At 69.7% G+C, this 19,408-nt stretch carries 16 protein-coding genes; 7 read left to right on the top strand and 9 right to left on the bottom strand.

Annotated features, from left to right (window positions below):
* Window positions 1-46: 46 nt before the first annotated feature.
* Window positions 47-775 carry a type 1 glutamine amidotransferase gene (locus ACNPQM_RS12510; RefSeq protein WP_358856113.1) on the bottom strand — a complete coding sequence of 243 codons (729 nt, stop codon included), beginning with the start codon at window positions 773-775 and terminating at the stop codon, window positions 47-49.
* A gap of 34 nt (window positions 776-809) precedes the next feature.
* Entirely contained in the window at window positions 810-2,048 is a 1,239-nt protein-coding gene (locus tag ACNPQM_RS12505) for a Mur ligase family protein (protein ID WP_358856112.1), read from the bottom strand.
* Window positions 2,049-2,162: 114 nt separating this feature from the next.
* Between ACNPQM_RS12505 and def the strand changes: the two genes are divergently transcribed.
* A complete protein-coding gene (gene def / locus ACNPQM_RS12500; RefSeq protein WP_358856111.1) occupies window positions 2,163-2,708 on the top strand; it encodes a peptide deformylase in 546 nt (181 codons plus the stop codon).
* A 16-nt stretch (window positions 2,709-2,724) separates the two neighbouring features.
* Here def and ACNPQM_RS12495 read toward each other — a convergent pair whose 3' ends face one another.
* A complete protein-coding gene (locus ACNPQM_RS12495; RefSeq protein WP_358856110.1) occupies window positions 2,725-3,375 on the bottom strand; it encodes a TetR family transcriptional regulator in 651 nt (216 codons plus the stop codon).
* A 183-nt stretch (window positions 3,376-3,558) separates the two neighbouring features.
* Here ACNPQM_RS12495 and ACNPQM_RS12490 point away from each other — a divergent pair, with 183 nt between their 5' ends.
* Entirely contained in the window at window positions 3,559-4,785 is a 1,227-nt protein-coding gene (locus tag ACNPQM_RS12490; protein ID WP_418084028.1) for an acyl-CoA dehydrogenase family protein, read from the top strand.
* A gap of 150 nt (window positions 4,786-4,935) precedes the next feature.
* On the opposite strand, the gene ACNPQM_RS12485 is transcribed toward ACNPQM_RS12490, so the two are convergent.
* Window positions 4,936-5,424, bottom strand: coding sequence for a glutathione peroxidase (locus tag ACNPQM_RS12485; protein ID WP_358856108.1), 489 nt, complete (start codon window positions 5,422-5,424; stop codon window positions 4,936-4,938).
* A 353-nt stretch (window positions 5,425-5,777) separates the two neighbouring features.
* On the opposite strand from ACNPQM_RS12485, the gene ACNPQM_RS12480 reads away from it, so the two are divergent.
* The 4 genes from ACNPQM_RS12480 to ACNPQM_RS12465 all read left to right on the top strand — a co-directional run bounded on the left by ACNPQM_RS12480 (window position 5,778) and on the right by ACNPQM_RS12465 (window position 9,272).
* The gene (locus ACNPQM_RS12480; RefSeq protein ID WP_358856272.1) at window positions 5,778-6,128 is read left to right on the top strand and encodes a DUF7144 family membrane protein; all 351 of its coding nucleotides are present in this window, start codon (window positions 5,778-5,780) and stop codon (window positions 6,126-6,128) included.
* A gap of 106 nt (window positions 6,129-6,234) precedes the next feature.
* Window positions 6,235-7,764 (top strand): MFS transporter, encoded by a 1,530-nt coding sequence (locus tag ACNPQM_RS12475; RefSeq protein ID WP_418084027.1) that lies wholly within the window; start codon window positions 6,235-6,237, stop codon window positions 7,762-7,764.
* Entirely contained in the window at window positions 7,742-8,758 is a 1,017-nt protein-coding gene (locus ACNPQM_RS12470) for a glutathione S-transferase family protein (RefSeq protein ID WP_418084026.1), read from the top strand. The genes ACNPQM_RS12475 and ACNPQM_RS12470 overlap by 23 nt, the downstream gene beginning before the upstream one ends.
* Window positions 8,759-9,041: 283 nt before the next feature.
* A complete protein-coding gene (locus tag ACNPQM_RS12465) occupies window positions 9,042-9,272 on the top strand; it encodes a DUF6011 domain-containing protein (RefSeq protein ID WP_418084025.1) in 231 nt (76 codons plus the stop codon).
* A gap of 37 nt (window positions 9,273-9,309) precedes the next feature.
* On the opposite strand, the gene ACNPQM_RS12460 is transcribed toward ACNPQM_RS12465, so the two are convergent.
* Both ACNPQM_RS12460 and ACNPQM_RS12455 read right to left on the bottom strand, forming a co-directional pair.
* Window positions 9,310-10,182, bottom strand: coding sequence for an acyl-CoA thioesterase (locus ACNPQM_RS12460; protein WP_418084024.1), 873 nt, complete (start codon window positions 10,180-10,182; stop codon window positions 9,310-9,312).
* A gap of 49 nt (window positions 10,183-10,231) precedes the next feature.
* Entirely contained in the window at window positions 10,232-12,745 is a 2,514-nt protein-coding gene (locus tag ACNPQM_RS12455) for a DEAD/DEAH box helicase (protein ID WP_418084023.1), read from the bottom strand.
* Window positions 12,746-12,883: 138 nt separating this feature from the next.
* On the opposite strand from ACNPQM_RS12455, the gene ACNPQM_RS12450 reads away from it, so the two are divergent.
* Window positions 12,884-13,675, top strand: a complete 792-nt coding sequence (locus tag ACNPQM_RS12450) for a metal-dependent hydrolase (RefSeq protein ID WP_358856103.1) — start codon at window positions 12,884-12,886, stop codon at window positions 13,673-13,675.
* A gap of 194 nt (window positions 13,676-13,869) precedes the next feature.
* Here ACNPQM_RS12450 and ACNPQM_RS12445 read toward each other — a convergent pair whose 3' ends face one another.
* The 3 genes from ACNPQM_RS12445 to ACNPQM_RS12435 form a co-directional block, all read right to left on the bottom strand.
* Complete coding sequence (locus tag ACNPQM_RS12445; protein ID WP_418084022.1) at window positions 13,870-15,651, bottom strand: ABC transporter ATP-binding protein; 1,782 nt, start codon at window positions 15,649-15,651, stop codon at window positions 13,870-13,872.
* Window positions 15,648-17,531 carry an ABC transporter transmembrane domain-containing protein gene (locus ACNPQM_RS12440; protein ID WP_418084021.1) on the bottom strand — a complete coding sequence of 628 codons (1,884 nt, stop codon included), beginning with the start codon at window positions 17,529-17,531 and terminating at the stop codon, window positions 15,648-15,650. Before ACNPQM_RS12440 ends, ACNPQM_RS12445 begins: the two co-directional genes overlap by 4 nt.
* 199 nt (window positions 17,532-17,730) lie before the next feature.
* A complete protein-coding gene (locus ACNPQM_RS12435; protein ID WP_358856100.1) occupies window positions 17,731-19,191 on the bottom strand; it encodes a Gfo/Idh/MocA family protein in 1,461 nt (486 codons plus the stop codon).
* Window positions 19,192-19,408: the final 217 nt, after the last annotated feature.

Raw genomic sequence — 19,408 nt, 5'->3', positions numbered from 1 at the left:
CGCCTGCTGGACTCCGCTCAGTTGAGCGAATTGCGCGTCATACGGGTCACGCGGGCTGGGTCGCCGACGCGACGCGCTCGGCGCGCAGCGCCTCGTACCAGCGATCGTCCGTCGGCGGCAGGGCGTTGACGTCGAGGGCCAGCTTCAGGAGCAGGTCCGCGATCATCGGGTTACGGGCCATCACGGGCCCGTGCATGTACGTACCGAAGACCGTGTCGTTGTACGCCCCTTCGGTGCCGTCACCCGTTCCGTTGCCCCGGCCGAGCTGCACCCGGGCGAACGGCCGTGCCGTCGGGCCGAGATGGGTGACGCCCTGGTGGTTCTCGAAACCGGTCAGCTGCGGCAGGCCCAGCTGCGGATCGATGTCGGCCAGCACGTCACCGACGCACCGGGCACCCTCGCCACGCGTGGAGACCACGTCGAGCAGGCCGAGACCGGGCTCGCGCTCACCGAGGTCGTTGATGAACTCGTGGCCGAGGATCTGGTAGCCGGCGCAGACCGAGAAGATGATCGCGCCGTTGGACGCGGCCCGGCTGAGACCGCCGTCACGGCGCAGCCGCTCCGCAGCGAGGCGCTGTGGCCGGTCCTCACCGCCGCCGAGCAGATAGATGTCGCCGGACGTCGGGATCGGCTGGTCGCTGCGCACGTCGACGCGCTGCACGTCGAGACCGCGCTGCCGGGCCCGGCGCTCCACCACCAGCGCGTTGCCCTGGTCGCCGTAGGTGCTCAGCAGGTCGGGGTAGACCCAGACCAGACGCAGACTGTTGTTGCTCATGCTTCGTCCTCTCCGGAGGTGGCCGGGTCCGGGGTCAGTTGCCGACACGACGGCGCAGATCCTGGAAGGCGGTGTAGTTGGCGATGACCTCGATACGGCCGGGCGGGGCCTGCTGCACGGCCTCGTCGAGGTTCTCGCAGACCCGGAAGTCGAGACCGGCCACTTCGAGCCGGACCGCGAGGTCCAGCTTGCGGTCGCCGAGCACGAAGATCGGGTGGCCCGCGAGCTGGGTGTAGTCGACGTCCCACAGCCAGGAGGTGTCCGTGCCGTCCGCGCCCCGGGCGTTGACGGACAGGATCACCGGCGTGGGCGGCGGGTCGATCAGGGAGAACGTTTCGAGCCAGCCCGCCGGGTTCTTCGCCAGCAGGAGCCGGAGCTCACGGCCGAGGAAGGAGACCACGTCGTAGCGGCCGGCGACGGCCTGCACCTGATACATGCGCTCCAGGGCGACCTGCGGCGGCACACCGAAGACGGCCGCGACGGCGGCCGAGCTGGCCGCGTTCGCCTTGTTTGCGCGGCCGGGAAGCTGCAGGTGGATCGGCCACGCCGAGCCGTGCGGGTCCAGGACGTAGTCGCCGTGCAGCACCCAGCTCGGGGTGGGGCGGCGGAAACCGCACTCGCCGCAGAACCAGTCGTCGCCGGGGCGCTGCATCACACCGCCGCACGACGGGCAGGACCAGGCGTCGTCCTTCCACGCCTGCCCGGCCGCTACCCACACCACATTGGGGGAGGAGGACGCCGCCCAGACGATCAGCGGGTCGTCGGCGTTGGCGACGATCACGGCCTTCGAGCCGGACAGCCCCTCACGCCACTTCTCGGCCAGCATCCGGGTCTCCGCGGCGCGGTCCAGCTGGTCGCGCGAAAGGTTGAGCAGCGCGATCACCTTGGGGGTGGTGTCCCGCGCGACACCTGCGAGGTACTTCTCGTCGACCTCGATCACGCCGTACTGCGCGTCCGAGCCACCGGCCAGGGCCGAGGTGATACCCGCCGGCATGTTGGCGCCGAGCGCATTGGACACGACCGGGCCGGCGGCCCGCAGTGCCTCCGCGATCAGCCGGGTCGTCGTGGTCTTGCCGTTCGTCGCCGACACGAGGATCACGTCCAGGTGTTGCGCCAGCCGCCCCAGCAGGTCGGGGTCGAGCTTGAGCGCTACCCGGCCGCCGATCACCGATCCGCTGCCGCGCCCCGCAGCGCGCGACACCGCCGCTGCGGCCTTGCCCGCCGTCACCGCCAGCTTGGCCCGCGGCGACAACGGCTCCGTGTTGCCTGCCATCGTCCTAGATCCTCCTTGCATCGGTCCGCGCCCAGCCTATCGATTGCCGGCGCGGCGACCGCACCGCGGCACCACCAGGAAGGTGGAGGTCACGCGGAACGTACGATGACGGCCATGCGAAACCGCCCGATCCCCGGCAGTTCCGGACTCGTCCGCGCCATGACTCTGCTCGGTGACCCGGTGCTTCACGGCGCCTGCGAGGACGTCACCGACTTCGGTCCGTCGCTCGCCCGGCTTGTCGAGGACATGTTCGCCACAATGTACGCGGCGCAGGGGGTCGGTCTCGCCGCCAATCAGATCGGCATACCGCTGCGGGTGTTCGTCTACGACTGTCCCGACGACGACGACGTCCGTCATCTCGGCCATCTCGTCAATCCGAAGCTGGTCGAGGCGGACGGCATCACGGTGCGCGGACCGGAGGGCTGCCTCTCGCTTCCCGGCCTGGAAGCCGGGACCCCACGCTTCGACCATGCGGTGGTGGAGGGCATGACCGTCGACGGGGAGCCGGTGCGGGTCGACGGCACGGGCTGGTTCGCGCGCTGTCTCCAGCACGAGTGCGACCACCTCGAAGGCACCGTCTACACGGACCGGCTGACCGGGCTGCGCCGGGCGAGGGCACTGCGCGCGGCCCGCCGGGCGCCCTGGGGACGTACCGACTGACCGCGCTCTCCCGCCGTCAGAAGCCGGGCCCGCCCGGCAGGTCGCCCGCGGCGGCCAGCCTGCCCCACAGCAGATCGGCCAGGCTGCGCACCAACTGGGCCCGTGAGCAGGGGCGTTCGCCCAGCCACCAGTCGCCCGCCGCATGCATCATGCCGACGATGCCATGGCCCCAGATGCGGGCCATCTCCTCGCTGTCCGGGCCGAGGTCCACCCGCTCGGCGATCACCAGGGCGAGCTCTTCGCCGAGCCGGCGCAGCAGCGGGGCGGAGTGACGCCCGACGTCGAAGCCCTGCTCGGGAGAGGGGGCGGGATCGTCGGACGGGTGCATCAGGAAGCGGTAGACCTGCGGACGGGCCTCGATTGCGGCGAGATAGGTGTCGAGCGTCGCCTCCACCCTCTGGCGGCGCTCGGCGGGGGCGTCGAGTGCCGCCCGCAGTGCGCTCAGCAGCGCGTCGGTGTGGCGCTTGGCGAGCGCGCGGTAGAGGCCGCCCTTGTCGCCGAAGTGCCGGTACAGGATGGGCTTGGTGATCCCGGCCTCCGCCGCGATGGCGTTCATCGAGGCCTTGGGCCCGTCCCTGAGCACCACGCGGTCGGCAGCCTCCAGCAGTTCCCGGCGGCGCTGCTCGGCTGCCGTCCGCTGTTTTTCGGCCTGTCCTGTGGTCTCCATGTCGCCTCTCCCCACCCTGGCCGTTCAACTGGCCGTGCAAGTCCGTTACGCCTGCGCAACGTAACACCCTGACCATCGGTGGCGCTGATCGGAGTCCGACTGATTGACAGCGACTACTTGCCGGTAACAGACTTCTGTTACCGCAAGTAATAGTGATTTTTACGGTAGTTCATGGAGGGAAAGATGGCCGAGTTCACGCTCGATCTCAACGACGACCAGAAGCAGGTCCGTGACTGGCTTCACGGCTTCGCCGCGGATGTGATCCGTCCGGCCGCTTCGGAGTGGGACGAGCGTGAGGAAACGCCCTGGCCCGTCATCCAGGAGGCGGCCAAGATCGGCATCTACTCCCTCGACTTCTACGCCCAGCAATTCTTCGACCCGACGGGGCTCGGCATCCCGATGGCCATGGAGGAGCTGTTCTGGGGCGACGCGGGCATCGCCCTGTCGATCGTGGGTACGGGCCTGGCGGCTGTCGGCGTCCTCGCCAACGGCACCGAGGAGCAGATCGGCACCTGGATCCCGCAGATGTACGGTGATGCGAACGATGTGAAGGTCGCAGCCTTCTGTTCCTCGGAGCCGGACGCAGGCTCCGACGTCGCCTCGATGCGGACCCGCGCGGTGTACGACCAGGCCAAGGACGAGTGGGTGCTGAACGGCACCAAGACCTGGGCGACCAACGGCGGCATCGCCAATGTCCACGTCGTCGTCGCCGTGGTCGACTCGGAGCTCGGCTCCAAGGGCCACGCTTCCTTCATCGTGCCGCCGGACACCCCCGGGCTCTCGCAGGGCCAGAAGTTCAAGAAGCACGGCATCCGGGCCTCGCACACGGCAGAGGTCGTTCTGGAGGACGTCCGTGTCCCTGGCCACTGCCTGCTCGGCGGCAAGGAGAAGCTGGACCAGCGCCTGGCGCGGGCCCGCGAGCGTGCCCAGTCCGGTGGCGAGCGCGTGAAGAACGCGGCGATGGCCACGTTCGAGGCGTCCCGCCCGGCGGTCGGCGCGATGGCGGTCGGCACCGCCCGCGCCGCGTACGAGGTGGCGCTGGACTACGCGAGGACCCGGACCCAGTTCGGCCGTCCGATCATCGACAACCAGGGCGTCGCGTTCCAGCTCGCGGACATGCGGACACAGATCGACGCGGCCAGGCTGCTCGTCTGGCGGGCGTCCTGGATGGCGACCACCGGGAAGCCGTTCGAGTCGGCCGAGGGCTCCATGTCCAAGCTGTACGCGAGCGAAACGGCGAAGAAGGTCACCGCACAGGCGATCCAGATCCTCGGCGGCAACGGCTTCACCCGTGAATACCCGGTGGAGCGGATGCACCGGGACGCTGCCATCTACACGATCTTCGAGGGTACGAGCGAGATTCAGCGGCTGGTGATCGCGCGCACCCTGTCGGGCATGCCGATCCGCTAGGGCGGGCCGGGGGCGCCGCGCTCGATCACGGTGCCTCCTGCCCAGCCTCTGTCATCAATCGCCGGGCGGGCCGGACATTCGGCGGGCGGGGTGGCTGCTCGGCCGGGCGGGCCGGCTGCGACGTTCGGCCCGCCCGGCGATGCGCATCCGTCAGGCGGGCAGCAGGGCCTCGATCGCCGCCACGAGCTCCGGCGCCTCCGGTTCCGTGCGCGGGCGGATACGGGCCACGGGCTCGCCGGACGGGGAGATCAGGAACTTCTCGAAGTTCCACTGCACGTCACCCGCCTCGCCGTCCGCGTCCGCGAGCCGAGTCAGCTCCGCATACAGCGGGTGCCGCCCGTCACCGTTGACGTCGACCTTCTGCAGGAGCGGGAAGCTGACTCCGTACGTCGTCGAGCAGAACGTCTGGATCTCCTCCGCGCTGCCCGGCTCCTGGCCCGCGAACTGGTTGCACGGAACACCGAGCACGGTGAAGCCCCGGTCCCCGTACTCCTTCTGCAGCCGCTCCAGGCCCGCGTACTGCGGGGTGAGCCCGCACTTGGAGGCGACGTTCACCAACAGGACCGCCTGGCCGCGGTAGGCGCCGAGGGTGGTCGGCTCGCCGGTGAGCGTGTGGAGGGGAATGTCGTACAGCGTCATGAGGGTCTCCTTTTAAGGTCGCTTCCGACGCCATTCTTACGCCCGCAGGTTCATCGGCACGAAGCCGACCGCCCGGCCGTTCGGACCCAGCAGCAGGTCCCGGCCGCCCGCCGGGTGCTCCACGGTCACCGCCCGGGAGCTGGGTGCCGTTGGCCGGAGTGCCGACGGGGAGCCGCCGTGTCACGCTGGGACGGGGGATCACGCCCGGTGCGGCCTGCTCGGCCGGACCGACGGCACAGCCACCCGAGGAGGCCGATATGGCCAGTGAGACCATCGGACCCAAAGCGGGCCGCGCCAGGCCGAGCCCCACGCACGCGCCGACATCCGATATCACCGTCCTGGCAGCAGCCCTGATGATCTTCGGCGGAACGATGGCGATCCTCGAGGGGGTCGCGGCCATCGCCAAGGACGACCTGTTCCTCGCGACGCGCCACTACGTGTTCGAGTTCAGCCTGTCGGGCTGGGGCTGGGTTCACCTCGTTCTCGGCATCGTCATCGTCCTCGCCGGCTGCGCCGTGCTGACTGGAGCCCTGTGGGCGCGCTACTTCGGTGTCTTCGTCGCAGGCCTCGGCGCGATCGCCAACTTCCTGTGGGTGCCGTACTACCCCCTCTGGGCCCTGACGCTGGTCGCCGTCAACATCTTCATCGTCTGGGCGCTGTGCACGGGCATGCACCGAGAGGCGGGCGAGGGGCAGACGGCCTGACACGGGCGTGCCCGGCAGGCCGGCACCTTCTCCGGGCCGGCGACGTTTACGGCAGTTGGCCCTGTTGGACATGAGGAAACCGGACGGGCCGCCTAAGGTGCGAATCATGCCGGAGAGCGCAACGTCCATCGAAGGTGCGGCGGGGAGCTGGGCGGCCCCGGCGCCCGACCCCCGCCGCTGGCAGGCACTTGGAGTGTGCCTGGTGGCGGGATTCATGACGCTATTGGACGTGTCCATCGTCAACGTCGCACTGCCGTCCATCCGGAACGGCCTGCGGAGCCCGGAATCCGATCTGCAATGGGTTCTCTCCGGCTACTCCCTCGCCTTCGGACTCCTTCTCATCCCCGCCGGACGGCTCGGCGACGCCCGGGGGCGCCGTGTGGTGTTCCTGGCGGGACTGGCCGTGTTCACGCTGGCGTCGGCAGCCTGTGGAGTCGCCCAGACCAGTTTCTGGCTGGTGGTCGCCCGAGTGATTCAGGGCCTCGGTGGAGCTTTGATCTCGCCGCAGATCTCCGCGTTGATCCAGCAGATGTTCTCCGGCCGGGAGCGGGGCCGCGCCTTCGGCATGTTCAGCACGGTGGTCGCTGTCTCGACCGCCGTCGGCCCTCTGCTGGGCGGGCTGCTGATCCAGGCGGCCGGACCGGCCGAGGGCTGGCGCTGGGTGTTCTACGTCAATCTGCCGCTCGGCGTCGTCTGCTTCCTGCTCGCCCGGCGCCTCCTGCCGGACACCCCGTCGGCCGGCCGCGTACGGCCGCGCGACCTGGACCCCGTCGGTGTCCTCCTTCTCGGCGCGGGCGTGCTGGCCCTGCTGCTGCCCCTCGTCCAGGAACAGCAGTGGCCCGGCAACGAGAAGTGGCTGCTGCTGGCCGTGGCCGCGGCTCTGCTCGCCGCCTTCGTCGGCTGGGAGTCCCGGTGCGGCAGACGCGGCACCGCGCCGGTCCTCGACCTGTCGCTGTTCCGGCTGCACTCCTACTGGCTGGGCTGCCTGTTGAGCCTGCTGTACTTCGCCGGATTCACCTCGATCTTCTTCATCAGCACGCTCTATCTGCAGGCCGGCCTGCACTACACCGCCCTCCAGGCCGGACTGGCCATCACACCGTTCGCTCTGGGGGCGGCGGCCGCCGCGGGACCAGGTGGCCGGATGGTCCACCGTTACGGCCGACCGCTGGTCGTTGTGGGGCTGTCCATGGTGGTCGTCGGACTCGGGGCCTCCGTGTTCGCTGTGCACGCCGTCCCGGGCCGCGGTGTCGCCTGGGCAATGGCGGCCCCGTTGCTCCTGGCGGGTGTGGGCAGCGGCCTTGTCATCGCTCCGAACCTGACCCTGACTCTGTCCCAGGTGCCGGTGGTCGGCGGCGGGAGCGCCGGCGGCACGCTCCAGACCGGGCAGCGCGTCGGCTCCGCGATCGGGATCGCCGCAGTCGGCTCGGTCTTCTTCGCCCAGTTGGCCTCCGAGGGCTGGACCACCGCGTTCGACCTCGGGCTCGTCGTCTCCATCGCCTTCGTCATGGGGGCACTCATGGTGGCACTGGCCGATGTGGTGGCCTCCCGGCGGGGCAGAAGACATGCGGACGACGTGTCCGACCCCGGTCCGTCCGACCGGAAGGGAGACCACCATGAGCAACCCGACCGGCAGTGAGCCGCACGGCAACGCAGCGTACGGACGCACGACCTTCAAACGGTCCAGGAGCCACTTCGCCGACAGGATCACGGCCGACGGGAGGGACGGCTGGCCGGTCGAGGCGGGCCGCTACCGGCTGGTCGTCAGCCGCGCCTGCCCCTGGGCGAGCCGGTCACTTGTCTCCCGGCGGCTCCTGGGCCTGGAAGACGCCCTGTCGCTCGCTGTCGCCGACCCGATCCAGGACGACCGCAGCTGGCGCTTCACCCTGGACGAAGGCGGCCGGGACCCGGTGCTCGGCATCGCGTACCTGAGCGAGGCGTACGACGCGCGCGAACGCGGCTACCCCGGTGGCGTCAGCGTGCCCGCGATCGTGGACGTACCGAGCGGGAAGCTCGTCACCAACGACTTCCAGCAGATCACCCTGGACTTCGCGACCGAGTGGACCGCGCTGCACCGGCCCAGGGCCCCCGATCTCTACCCCGAACGGCTGCGGGACGAGATCGACGAGGTCATGGACGGTATCTACCGCGATGTCAACAACGGCGTCTACCGGGCCGGATTCGCCTGTGGACAGGACGAGTACGAGGCGGCGTACCGCGCGCTGTTCCGCCGGCTCGACCTGGTCTCCGAACGCCTGGCGGACCGGCGCTATCTGGTCGGGGACACTCTCACGGAGGCGGACATCCGGCTGTTCACCACGCTCGTCCGCTTCGACGCCGTCTACCACGGGCACTTCAAGTGCAACCGCTCGAAACTGACCGAGTTCCCGGTGCTGTGGGCCTACGCCAGGGACCTGTTTCAGACCCCTGGATTCGGAGACACGGTCGATTTCGACCACATCAAGCAGCACTACTACCGGGTCCACACAGGCATCAACCCCACCGGCATCGTGCCCCTGGGACCCGATCTCTCCGGTTGGGGGACACCGCACCACCGTGAGCAGCTCGGCGGCCGCCCGTTCGGCGACGGCACCCCGCCGGAGCCGGACCCGTCCGGCCGCACTGGCCTGTGAAGGGCACGTCACGGTCCCTGAAGATGGTCATGGTCTTCCCGTCGTCGGCATTTCTGGTGCGCGGCGGCAGTTCGCGCTCCACGTAGGCGACGTTCCGGGCCGGGTCGCCGAGCGCGTCCGCGTACGTGATGACATGCCCGACGGGATCTTGGCCGCCCGGTGCCGCGCCCTTCTTGTCCCGCGGGACCGGTTCCATGGCCAGCACGCCGCTCATCCGCGAACTCCTCCCTTGCGCCCTGTTCGGAAGTCGCAGGGTAGACCGTCGACTTGAGAAGATCGGTCCGTGGAGAATCCTGAGCCGTTTCCCGGATCCGACATCGAGGCCCCGGCCGAACCCGACCGGGCTACCGGCCGCCGTCCGGTCCGCTGCCGCCTGTGCGGTCGCCCGCTCACCGGCAGGGAGTCACGGCGCACCGGGCTCGGCCCCGCCTGCGACGCCAAACTGCACCCTGCTGCGCCGGAGATCCGCACCCGCCGCCACGAGGTCGAACAGGACCCCCTGCCCGGGACGTAAGACCCACCAGCACATGGGGTTGGGAGAAGGAGCAGGGCTACGCGCCCAGCCGGCGGAACAAGCCCTCCTGCACCACGGACACCAGCAGATTGCCGCCCCGGTCGTAGATCCGGCCGCGTGCCAGTCCCCGCCCGCCCGTCGCGATCGGCGACTCCTGGTCGTACAGGAACCATTCGTCGGCCCGGAACGGACGGTGGAACCACATCGCGTGGTCCAGCGACGCCGTGTCGAAACCGCGCGGCCCCCACAGGGGTTCCACCGGGATACGGACCGCGTCGAGGAGCGTCATGTCGCTCGCATACGTCAGCGCGCAGGTGTGCACGAGCGGATCGTCGCCCAGCGGGCCGACCGCACGCATCCAGACCGCGCTGCGCGGGTCCGCGTCCTTGATCTCCTCCAGTGTCCAGCGCAGCCGGTCCACGTACCGGATGTCGAACGGCTGGCGTCTGGCCATCCGCTCCAGCGCGTCCGGCAGCACCCCGAGATGCTCGCGCACTTCATCGGCGACGGTGGGCAGCTGCTCGGGGTCCGGAACGGTCCGGGCGGGCGGCAACTGGTGCTCGAAGCCCGCCTCCTCCGGCCGGTGGAAGGACGCCGTCAGATTGAAGATCGTCCGGCCCTGCTGCACGGCGGTGACCCGGCGCGTGGTGAACGACCGCCCGTCCCGCACCCGCTCGACCTCGTAGACGATCGGCACGCCGGGGCGGCCCGGCCGCAGGAAGTACGCGTGCAGCGAGTGGACCGGCCGGTCCCCGTCGGTGGTCCGGCCGGCCGCCACCAGTGCCTGCCCGGCGACCTGGCCGCCGAAGACCCGCTGCAGCGACTCCTCGGGGCTGCGTCCCCGGAAGATGTTGACCTCGATCCGCTCCAGGTCGAGCAGGTCGACCAGGCGCTCGGCGGGGTTCGTCATGCGGTTCGTCTCCACTCTCGCAAGGGTGCCGTCGTCACGGCGGTCACGCTCACAGCTGGCCGACCGAGGTGACCCGGACGACCGCCCGGCCCTCTTCGTCGGAGGCCGCCAGATCGACCTCCGCGCTGATGCCCCAGTCGTGGTCGCCGTTCGGGTCGGCGAACGTCTGCCGTACCCGCCACAGGCCGTGCGCGGCGTCCTCGTCGATCTTCAGCAGCTTCGGACCGCGGGCGTCCGGGCCGGTGCCCAGATCCTCGTACTCGTCCCAGTAGGCGTCCATCGCCTCGCCCCACGCGTCCTCGTCCCAGCCCGCCTCGCCGTCCAGCTCGCCGAGCTCGGCGACCTTGTCCAGCGCGGCCAGCTCCACCCGGCGGAACATCGCGTTGCGTACCAGCACCCGGAAGGCGCGGGCGTTGGCGGTGACCGGCTTGACCTCGTCCGCCCGCTCCTGCGCCTGCTCGGCCGTCTCCACCTCCGGGTTGGCGAGCTGCTCCCACTCGTCGAGGAGACTGGAGTCCACCTGACGGACCATCTCGCCGAGCCAGGCGGTCAGATCCTCCAGGTCCTCGGACTTCAGGTCGTCCGGGATGGTGTGCTCAAGCGCCTTGTACGCGCTTGCCAGATACCGCAGCACGATGCCCTCGGTGCGGGCCAGCTCGTAGTTGGAGGTGAACTCCGTGAAGGTCATGGCCCGTTCGTACATGTCCCGGATCACGGACTTCGGCGAGACGGGGTGGTCACCCACCCACGGGTGGCTCTTGCGGTACACGTCGTACGCATGCCACAGCAGCTCGCTCAGCGGCTTCGGGTACGTGACGTCCTGGAGCCGTTCCATCCGCTCCTCGTACTCGACTCCGTCCGCCTTCATCTGGCCGACCGCTTCGCCGCGCGCCTTGTTCTGCTGGGCGGCGAGGATCTGCCGCGGGTCGTCGAGTGTCGACTCGACGACGGAGACCATGTCCAGGGCGTACGACGGCGATTCGGCGTCCAGCAGGTCGAAGGAGGCCAGCGCGAACGTGGACAGCGGCTGATTGAGCGCGAAGTCCTGCTGGAGATCGACGGTGAGCCGTACGATGCGGCCCTCCGCGTCCGGCTCGGCGAGCTGTTCCACGACGCCGCCGTCCAGCAGTGAGCGGTAGATCGCGATGGCCCGGCGGATGTGGCGCAGCTGCGCCCTGCGCGGCTCGTGGTTGTCCTCCAGCAGACGCCGCATCGCCTCGAAGGCATTGCCGGGGCGCGCGATCACGGACAGCAGCATCGTGTGCGTGACCCGGAAGCGGGAGGTCAGCGGCTCCGGGTCGGACTGGATCAGCTTGTCGAACGTGGCCTCCGACCAGGCGACGAAGCCCTCGGGGGCCTTCTTGCGGACCACCTTGCGCTTCTTCTTCGGGTCGTCGCCCGCCTTCTTGACGGCCTTCTCGTTCTCGATGACATGCTCGGGCGCCTGCGCGACGACGAAGCCCGCCGTGTCGAAGCCGGCCCGGCCCGCGCGGCCGGCGATCTGGTGGAACTCACGGGCGCGCAGCGTACGGACCCGGGTGCCGTCGTACTTGGTGAGCGCCGTGAACAGCACCGTACGGATGGGGACGTTGACGCCGACGCCGAGCGTGTCCGTACCGCAGATCACCTTCAGCAGACCCGCCTGGGCGAGCTTCTCCACCAGGCGGCGGTACTTCGGGAGCATGCCCGCGTGATGCACCCCGATGCCGTGACGCACATAGCGGGAGAGGTTCTGGCCGAACTTCGTGGTGAAGCGGAAGTTGCCGATCAGATCGGCGATCTTCTCCTTCTCCTCCTTGGTGCACATGTTGATGCTCATCAGCGACTGCGCCCGCTCGACGGCCGCCGCCTGTGTGAAGTGCACGATGTAGACGGGCGACTGCCGGGTGTCCAGGAGTTCGGTGAGCGTCTCGGTGATCGGGGTCAGCCGGTACTCGTAACTGAGCGGGACCGGCCTGGTCGCCGAGCGCACCACGGAGGTGGGACGGCCGGTGCGCCGGGTCAGGTCCTCCTCGAACATCCTGACGTCACCGAGCGTCGCCGACATCAGGATGAACTGGGCCTGCGGCAGCTCCAGGAGCGGGATCTGCCAGGCCCAGCCGCGGTCCGGCTCCGCATAGAAGTGGAACTCGTCCATCACGACCTGGCCGATGTCGGCATACTTCCCGTCGCGCAGCGCGATGGAGGCCAGCACCTCGGCGGTGCAGCAGATCACCGGGGCGTCCGCGTTGACGGAGGCGTCGCCGGTGAGCATGCCGACGTTCTCCGTACCGAACAGTTTGCACAGGTCGAAGAACTTCTCCGAGACCAGCGCCTTGATCGGGGCGGTGTAGAACGTGACCTTGTCCTGGGCCAGAGCAGTGAAGTGCGCACCCGCCGCGACCAGGCTCTTTCCGGAGCCCGTGGGGGTGGAAAGGATCACGTTCGCCCCGGAGACCACCTCGATCAGCGCCTCCTCCTGGGCAGGGTAGAGGGTGATGCCCTGGGTCTCGGTCCATGACGAGAAGGCCTCGAAGAGGGCGTCCGGGTCGTCGGTCGGGGGCAGCTGATCGATAAGGGTCACGCCCCCATCTTGCCTGGCTTCCGCCCGGATGAGGGAACCGGACGACCGTACGAAGATCACGGACGATACGCTGCCCACTCAACTCGGCCGCATCGCAACGGCGATGGCGGCCGGACAAATTTTGGGGGCGGAAGAACCATGATGGGACCGGCACACTCGCTGTCCGGGGCGGCGGCCTGGCTGGGGGTGGGCGCGGCGGCGGCAGCCGCGGGCCATACGATGCCGTGGCCCGTCCTGGTCGTCGGAGCACTGATCACCGCGGGTGCCGCGCTCGCCCCGGACCTCGACCACAAGTCCGCGACCATCTCGCGCGCCTTCGGACCGGTCTCCCGCGGACTCTGCGAGATCGTCGACAAGCTCTCGCACGCCGTCTACAAGGCGACCAGGGGCTCCGGCGACCCGCGCCGCAACGGCGGTCACCGGACTCTGACGCACACCTGGCTCTGGGCGGTGCTGATCGGCGCCGGGGCCTCCGCCGCAGCGATTACCGGCGGCCGGTGGGCGGTCCTCGCCATCCTCTTCGTCCACCTCGTGCTCGCCGTCGAAGGACTGCTGTGGCGGGCTGCCCGGATGTCCAGCGACGTCCTGGTGTGGCTGCTCGGCGCGACCAGCGCCTGGATACTGGCCGGTGTCCTCGACAAGCCTGGCAACGGCTCGGACTGGCTCTTCAGCGCCCCCGGCCAGGAGTATCTCTGGCTCGGGCTGCCGATCGTCCTCGGCGCACTCGTCCATGACATCGGCGACGCGCTGACCGTCTCCGGCTGCCCGATCCTGTGGCCGATACCGCTGGGCCGCAAGCGCTGGTACCCGATCGGGCCGCCGAAGGGCATGCGGTTCCGCGCAGGCAGCTGGGTGGAGCTGAAGGTGCTCATGCCCGCGTTCATGGTGCTCGGGGGAGTGGGCGGGGCGGCCGCCCTCAACTACATCTGAGCACCTCACCCGGCCGCCGGGGGATCAGGCCGATTCACGTGGCACCAGACGGTGCGCGAGAACGATCTCCCGGGCCGGCTGTCCTCCATCGTGTCGACCGCGCGCTGGGGCCCACCGGCGTGGGCTTCGCCGCTCTGGACGCGTGGCTGTGCGCGAACCGGTGACGGTCCGCGCACCACCTCCGCCTTCGCCGCTCAGCCGTGCCAGGACCGCCACAGCGCCGCATACGCGCCGTCCGCCGCAACCAGCTCGTCATGGCTGCCCAGTTCGCTGATCCTGCCGCTCTCGACCACCGCGATGACATCCGCGTCGTGCGCGGTGTGCAGCCGGTGCGCGATCGCCACGACCGTTCGGCCGTCGAGCACCCGCGCCAGCGAGCGCTCCAGATGCCGGGCCGCCCGCGGGTCCAGCAGCGAGGTCGCCTCGTCCAGCACCAGCGTGTGCGGATCGGCCAGCACCAGCCGGGCCAGGGCGATCTGCTGCGCCTGCGCCGGGGTCAGGGACAGACCGCCCGAACCGACCTCGGTGTCGAGACCCTCGCCCAGCGCCTTCGCCCAGCCGTCCGCGTCGACCGCGGCGAGCGACGCCCACAGCTCCGCGTCCTGCGCGCCGTCACGGGCCAGCAGCAGGTTGTCGCGGAGCGAACCGACGAACACATGGTGCTCCTGGTTGACCAGCGCCACATGCGTACGCACCTGCTCCGCTGTCATCTGTGACAACTGCGCACCCCCCAGGGTGACTTCACCGCTGCGCGGGGCGTAGATCCCGGCCAGCAGCCGGCCGAGCGTGGACTTGCCCGCACCGGACGGACCGACCAGCGCGAGGCGCGTGCCCGGGGCGACGTCGAGGGACACCTTGTGCAGCACGTCGACCCCGGCGCGGTAGCCGAAGCGCACATCGTCCGCCCGGACGTCCCGGCCGTCCGGGGCGACCTCCTTGTCGCCCGCGTCCGGTTCGATGTCCCGCACGCCGACCAGCCGGGCCAGCGAGACCTGCGCGACCTGCAACTCGTCGTACCAGCGAAGGATCAGACCGATCGGGTCGACCATCATCTGTGCCAGCAGCGCACCCGTCGTCAGCTGTCCGACGGTGAGCCATCCCTCGATGACGAACCAGCCGCCGAGCATCAGCACCGCGCCGAGGATCGTCACGTACGTGACATTGATGACGGGGAAGAGCACCGAACGCAGAAACAGCGTGTACCGCTCCCATGCCGTCCACTCCTTGATCCGCCGGTCCGACAGCGCCACCCGGCGCGCGCCGAGACGGTGCGCCTCCACCGTCCGTCCGGCGTCCACGGTCTCCGCCAGCATCGCGGCGACCGCCGCGTATCCGGCGGCCTCCGAGCGGTACGCGGACGGCGCCCGGCGGAAGTACCAGCGGCACCCGAGGATCAGCACCGGCAGCGCGATCAGGACGGAGAGTGCCAGCGGGGGAGCGGTCACGGTGAGGGCACCGAGCAGCAGCCCCGCCCACACCACACCGATCGCCAGCTGCGGCACGGCCTCCCGCATCGCGTTGGCCAGCCGATCGATGTCGGTGGTGATCCTGGAGAGCAGATCACCGGTCCCGGCCCGCTCCAGCACGCCCGGCGGCAGCGCGACCGACCGCACGAGGAAGTCCTCGCGCAGATCGGCCAGCATCTCCTCGCCGAGCATCGCGCTGCGCAGCCGCATCATCCGGGTGAACACGGTCTGTACGAGCAGTGCGAGCCCGAACACCGTGGCGGTGCGCTCCAGATGGAGGTCGGCGACCCCGTTCGACAGGTCCTCGACCAGTCCGCCCAGCAGATACGGCCCGACGATCGAGGCGATCACCGCCACGGCGTTGACCGAGATGAGTACGGCGAACGGCTTGCGGTGGCGCCGCATCAGGTCCCGTACATAGCTGCGCACCGTGATGGGGGTGCCGACCGGCAGCGTTGTCGCCGACTCCGGGGCGGCCGGGTCGTACGTCGGTGGTGCGACGCCGATCATGCCCTCTCCTCAATTCCTTCGATCTGTTCGATCGCCTTGATCCCGCTGACTTCGCTGACCCCGTCGATCTCGTCCGGTGCGGTCAGTGCCGCGATCTCGTCGTCTGTCTCCCGGGTGACGACCTCCCGGTACCGCGGTTCGGTGTGCAGCAGTTCGCGGTGCGTACCGACTGCTGTCACGGTGCCCCGGTGCACCAGCACCACCCGGTCCGCGAGGTCCAGCAGCAGCGGCGACGAGGCGAACGCGACGGTCGTACGACCCTGGCGCAGCGCCTTGATGCCGGCGGCGACCCGGGCCTCGGTGTGCGAGTCGACGGCGGACGTCGGCTCGTCGAGAACCAGTGCTTCCGGATCGGTGACCAGGGAGCGGGCCAGGGCGAGCCGCTGCCGCTGGCCGCCGGAGAGCGACCGGCCGCGCTCGGTGATCCTGGTCGTCATCGGATTGCCGTCCCTGGTCACCGAGGCCTGTGCCAGCGCGTCGAGCACGTCATCGCACTGGGCGGCGGCCAGCGCCTGCTCAGCGGTCACCTGGCCGGACGACGGCACGTCCAGGAGCTCCCGGAGTGTCCCGGAGAGCAGCACCGGGTCCTTGTCCTGGACCAGCACCGCGGTCCTGGCAGCCGCCAGCGACAGCTCGTCCAGCGGTACGCCACCGAGCAGGACGGACGGGTACTTCTCCGGCGACGGCGTGCCCTCGGGGGCATCATCCGTCGTGTCCTGCTCCGCGGCCGGCTCGGCGTGCCCGCCGAGCCGTTCGGCCAGTCGGCCGGCCTCGTCCGGGTCGCCGCAGACCACCGCGGTGAATCTGCCCGCAGGGGCCATCAGCCCGGTGACCGGGTCGTACAGATCACCGGAAGGCACCACGTCGACGGTCGACGGCTCCGCGGTGCGGTGCAGCGACAGCACCCGCACGGCCCGCTTGGCGGACGGCCGTGAGAAGGAGTACGCCATTGCGATCTCCTCGAAGCGCCGCAGCGGGAACAGCATCAGCGTCGCCGCGCTGTACACCGTGACCAGTTGGCCGACCTCGATCCGGTCCTCGCGGGCCAGCGTCGCCCCGTACACGACCAGCGAGATGAGCAGCACGCCCGGCAGTAGGACCTGGATCGCCGAGATCAGCGACCACATCTGCGCGCTGCGGACGGCTGCCCTGCGGACCTCCTGCGAGGCACGCCGGTAGCGGCCGAGGAACAGCTCCTCGCCGCCGATCCCGCGCAGAACCCGCAGACCGGCCACGGTGTCCGACGCCAGTTCGGTGGCCTTTCCGGCCTTCTCGCGCTGAAGGTCCGCGCGCCGGGTGGCACGGGGGAGCAGCGGCAGCACGGCCAGTGCCAGGAGCGGCACAGCGAGTGCCACCAGCGCCCCCAGCGACGGCAGATAGAGGACGAGTCCGACACAGATCAGCACGAGAGCGACGGCGGCAGCGGCGAAGCGGGAGAGTGCCTCGACGAACCAGCCGATCTTCTCGACGTCGCCGGTGGACACTGCGACGACCTCGCCCGCGGCGACCCGGCGGGTCAATGCGGACCCGAGTTCGGCGGTCTTGCGGGCCAGTAGCTGCTGGACGCGGGCGGCGGCGGTGATCCAGTTGGTGACGGCGGTCCGGTGGAGCATGGTGTCGCCGGCCGCGATCAGCACACCGAGGACGGCGATCAGCCCGCCGGCCAGCGCGAGCCGACTGCCGGAACGGTCGACGACGGCCTGGACGGCGAAGCCGACGGCCAGCGGCAGCCCCGCGACGGAGCACTCGTGCAGCAGGCCCCAGGCCGTGGACTTGAGCTGTCCGCGGATCTGGTTGCGGCCGAGCCAGAGCAGGAAGCGTGGGCCTGACCGGACATCGGGATCGCCGGGATCCGAGTAGGGAAGATCGCGAATGTGCATGACGTCCCGTGGTTCTGAGGTTCGGTTGTTGTTCGGTGACTGACTCAAACCGTGCAAGGTTCACCCGGGGGCTCCGGTCGAAGCAAAGGGTTTTCTCCGCGGAATGCGTATTTCGCGCCAAGGTCACCGAGCGGACCGCGGGAGGTCGCACTGCGGGGCCCGGCCCTTGCGGCCGGGCCCCGCAGTGTCGTGCCGGCCGTCAGGCCTTCGCGGGCTTCTCCGAGTCCATGCCGGGGCGGGCGTTCTTCCACTCGCCGCGGGTGAAGTCCGGGATCTGCTGCGGCGCGCCCTTCGCCTTGATGGAGAGGTGGCTGAGCGGTACGGGAGACGTCCAGGTCGCCGCGTCGTACACATCGAAGTCGGGAACGAGCCCCAGACGCATGCACTGCATCAGCCGGAACACCAGCAGGTAGTCCATTCCGCCGTGCCCGCCGGGCGGGTTGGCGTGTTCCTTCCACAGCCAGTGGTCCCAGTCGGCGTACGCGCCGAAGCTGCCCCAGGTGTCGTTGGTGTGGTCGGGCTCGATATAGATGCGGGCCGGATAGTCCTCGAAGAGCCCCTTCGTGCCGCCGAGGCTGTTGATCCGCGAGTACGGATGCGGTGTGGACACGTCGTGCTCCAGCCGGATGACCCGTCCCTTGGCGGTCTGGACGAGACTGATCGTGCGGTCACTCTCGATATAGGTCTCCTTCCAGCTCGGGTCACCTGCCGGCATGTGCTTCTTCCGGTACTCGGCGAGTCCCAGGGACGGCGAACCGACGCTGGTGATGCTCACCGCACGGTCCCCGCGGTTGAGATCCATGTAGTTGGCGACCGGACCGAACCCGTGGTTGGGGTAGAGGTCGCCGCGCAGCCGGGTGTGCCACAGCCGGCGCCATGGACCCTCGTAGTAGTCCGGATCGAACATCAGGCCGCGCAGATCGTGGTTGTACGCGCCCGCGCCGTGCAGCAGGTCGCCGAAGAGACCGGCGTGCGCCATGCGGAGCACCCGCATCTCGTTCCGCCCGTAACAGCAGTTCTCCAACTGCATGCAGTGCCGTCTGGTGCGCTCGGAAAGATTGACCAGCTCCCAGAGCTGATCGAGCTGGAGAGCGATCGGACACTCCACCCCGACATGCTTGCCGTGGAGCATGGCGGTCTTCGCCATCTCGAAGTGGAAGTCCCAGGGAGTCGCCACATGGATGAAGTCGATGTCCCCGCGCTTGCAGAGATTCTCGTAGTCGGCCTCGCCGTTGGTGTAGACGGCGGGCGCCGGCTGACCCGCGGCGGTCACCTTCGCGGCGGCCCGCTGGGCCTTCTCCTTGACCGGGTCGCACACGGCGACGACCTGCACTCCAGGGACGGCGAGATAGAGATCGATCATGCTCCCGCCGCGGTTGCCGAGGCCGACCAGGCCGACCCGGACGGTGGAACGCCCTTCGAACGGCACTCCCACCATGGTGGCGCCCTGGCGCTGCGGCGTGGCCGTCTGTGCCTGGCCACCGGCGGCGGAATCGGGGATGAGGGGGGTGGCGGCGGATGCGGTGCCGCTGCCGAGACCGCCCAGTCCGAGCCCGGCACCGGCCACGCCGGCGGCGGTCGTCCACAGGACCGAACGACGGCTCATCGAGCCGTCGTCACCGTCCTCCACACCGTGGTTCTGCTGTGCTGCGTCGTTCATCGATCCTCCAGGAGGGGGGTCTGACGTGCGCGGCTTTTGCTTTGAACCTCGGTCACGACCTTGATAGTTGAGACTGCTGATACGCAAGGCAAGGGCTTGGACTCTCGAAACCGAAACCATGGACTTTTGTACGCGGCTCACCGAGTGTCCGGAGAACGCCGCCCACCGGGCCCGGTGGATGTGGCCGGACCCGGTTGGCCGGTTGCGTACGCGCTCG

This window comes from Streptomyces sp. NPDC056231 (assembly GCF_048270745.1).
Taxonomy (GTDB): domain Bacteria; phylum Actinomycetota; class Actinomycetes; order Streptomycetales; family Streptomycetaceae; genus Streptomyces.
Note: the sequence above shows the minus strand (reverse complement) of the source record. Positions and strands in the feature narration are given on the sequence as shown.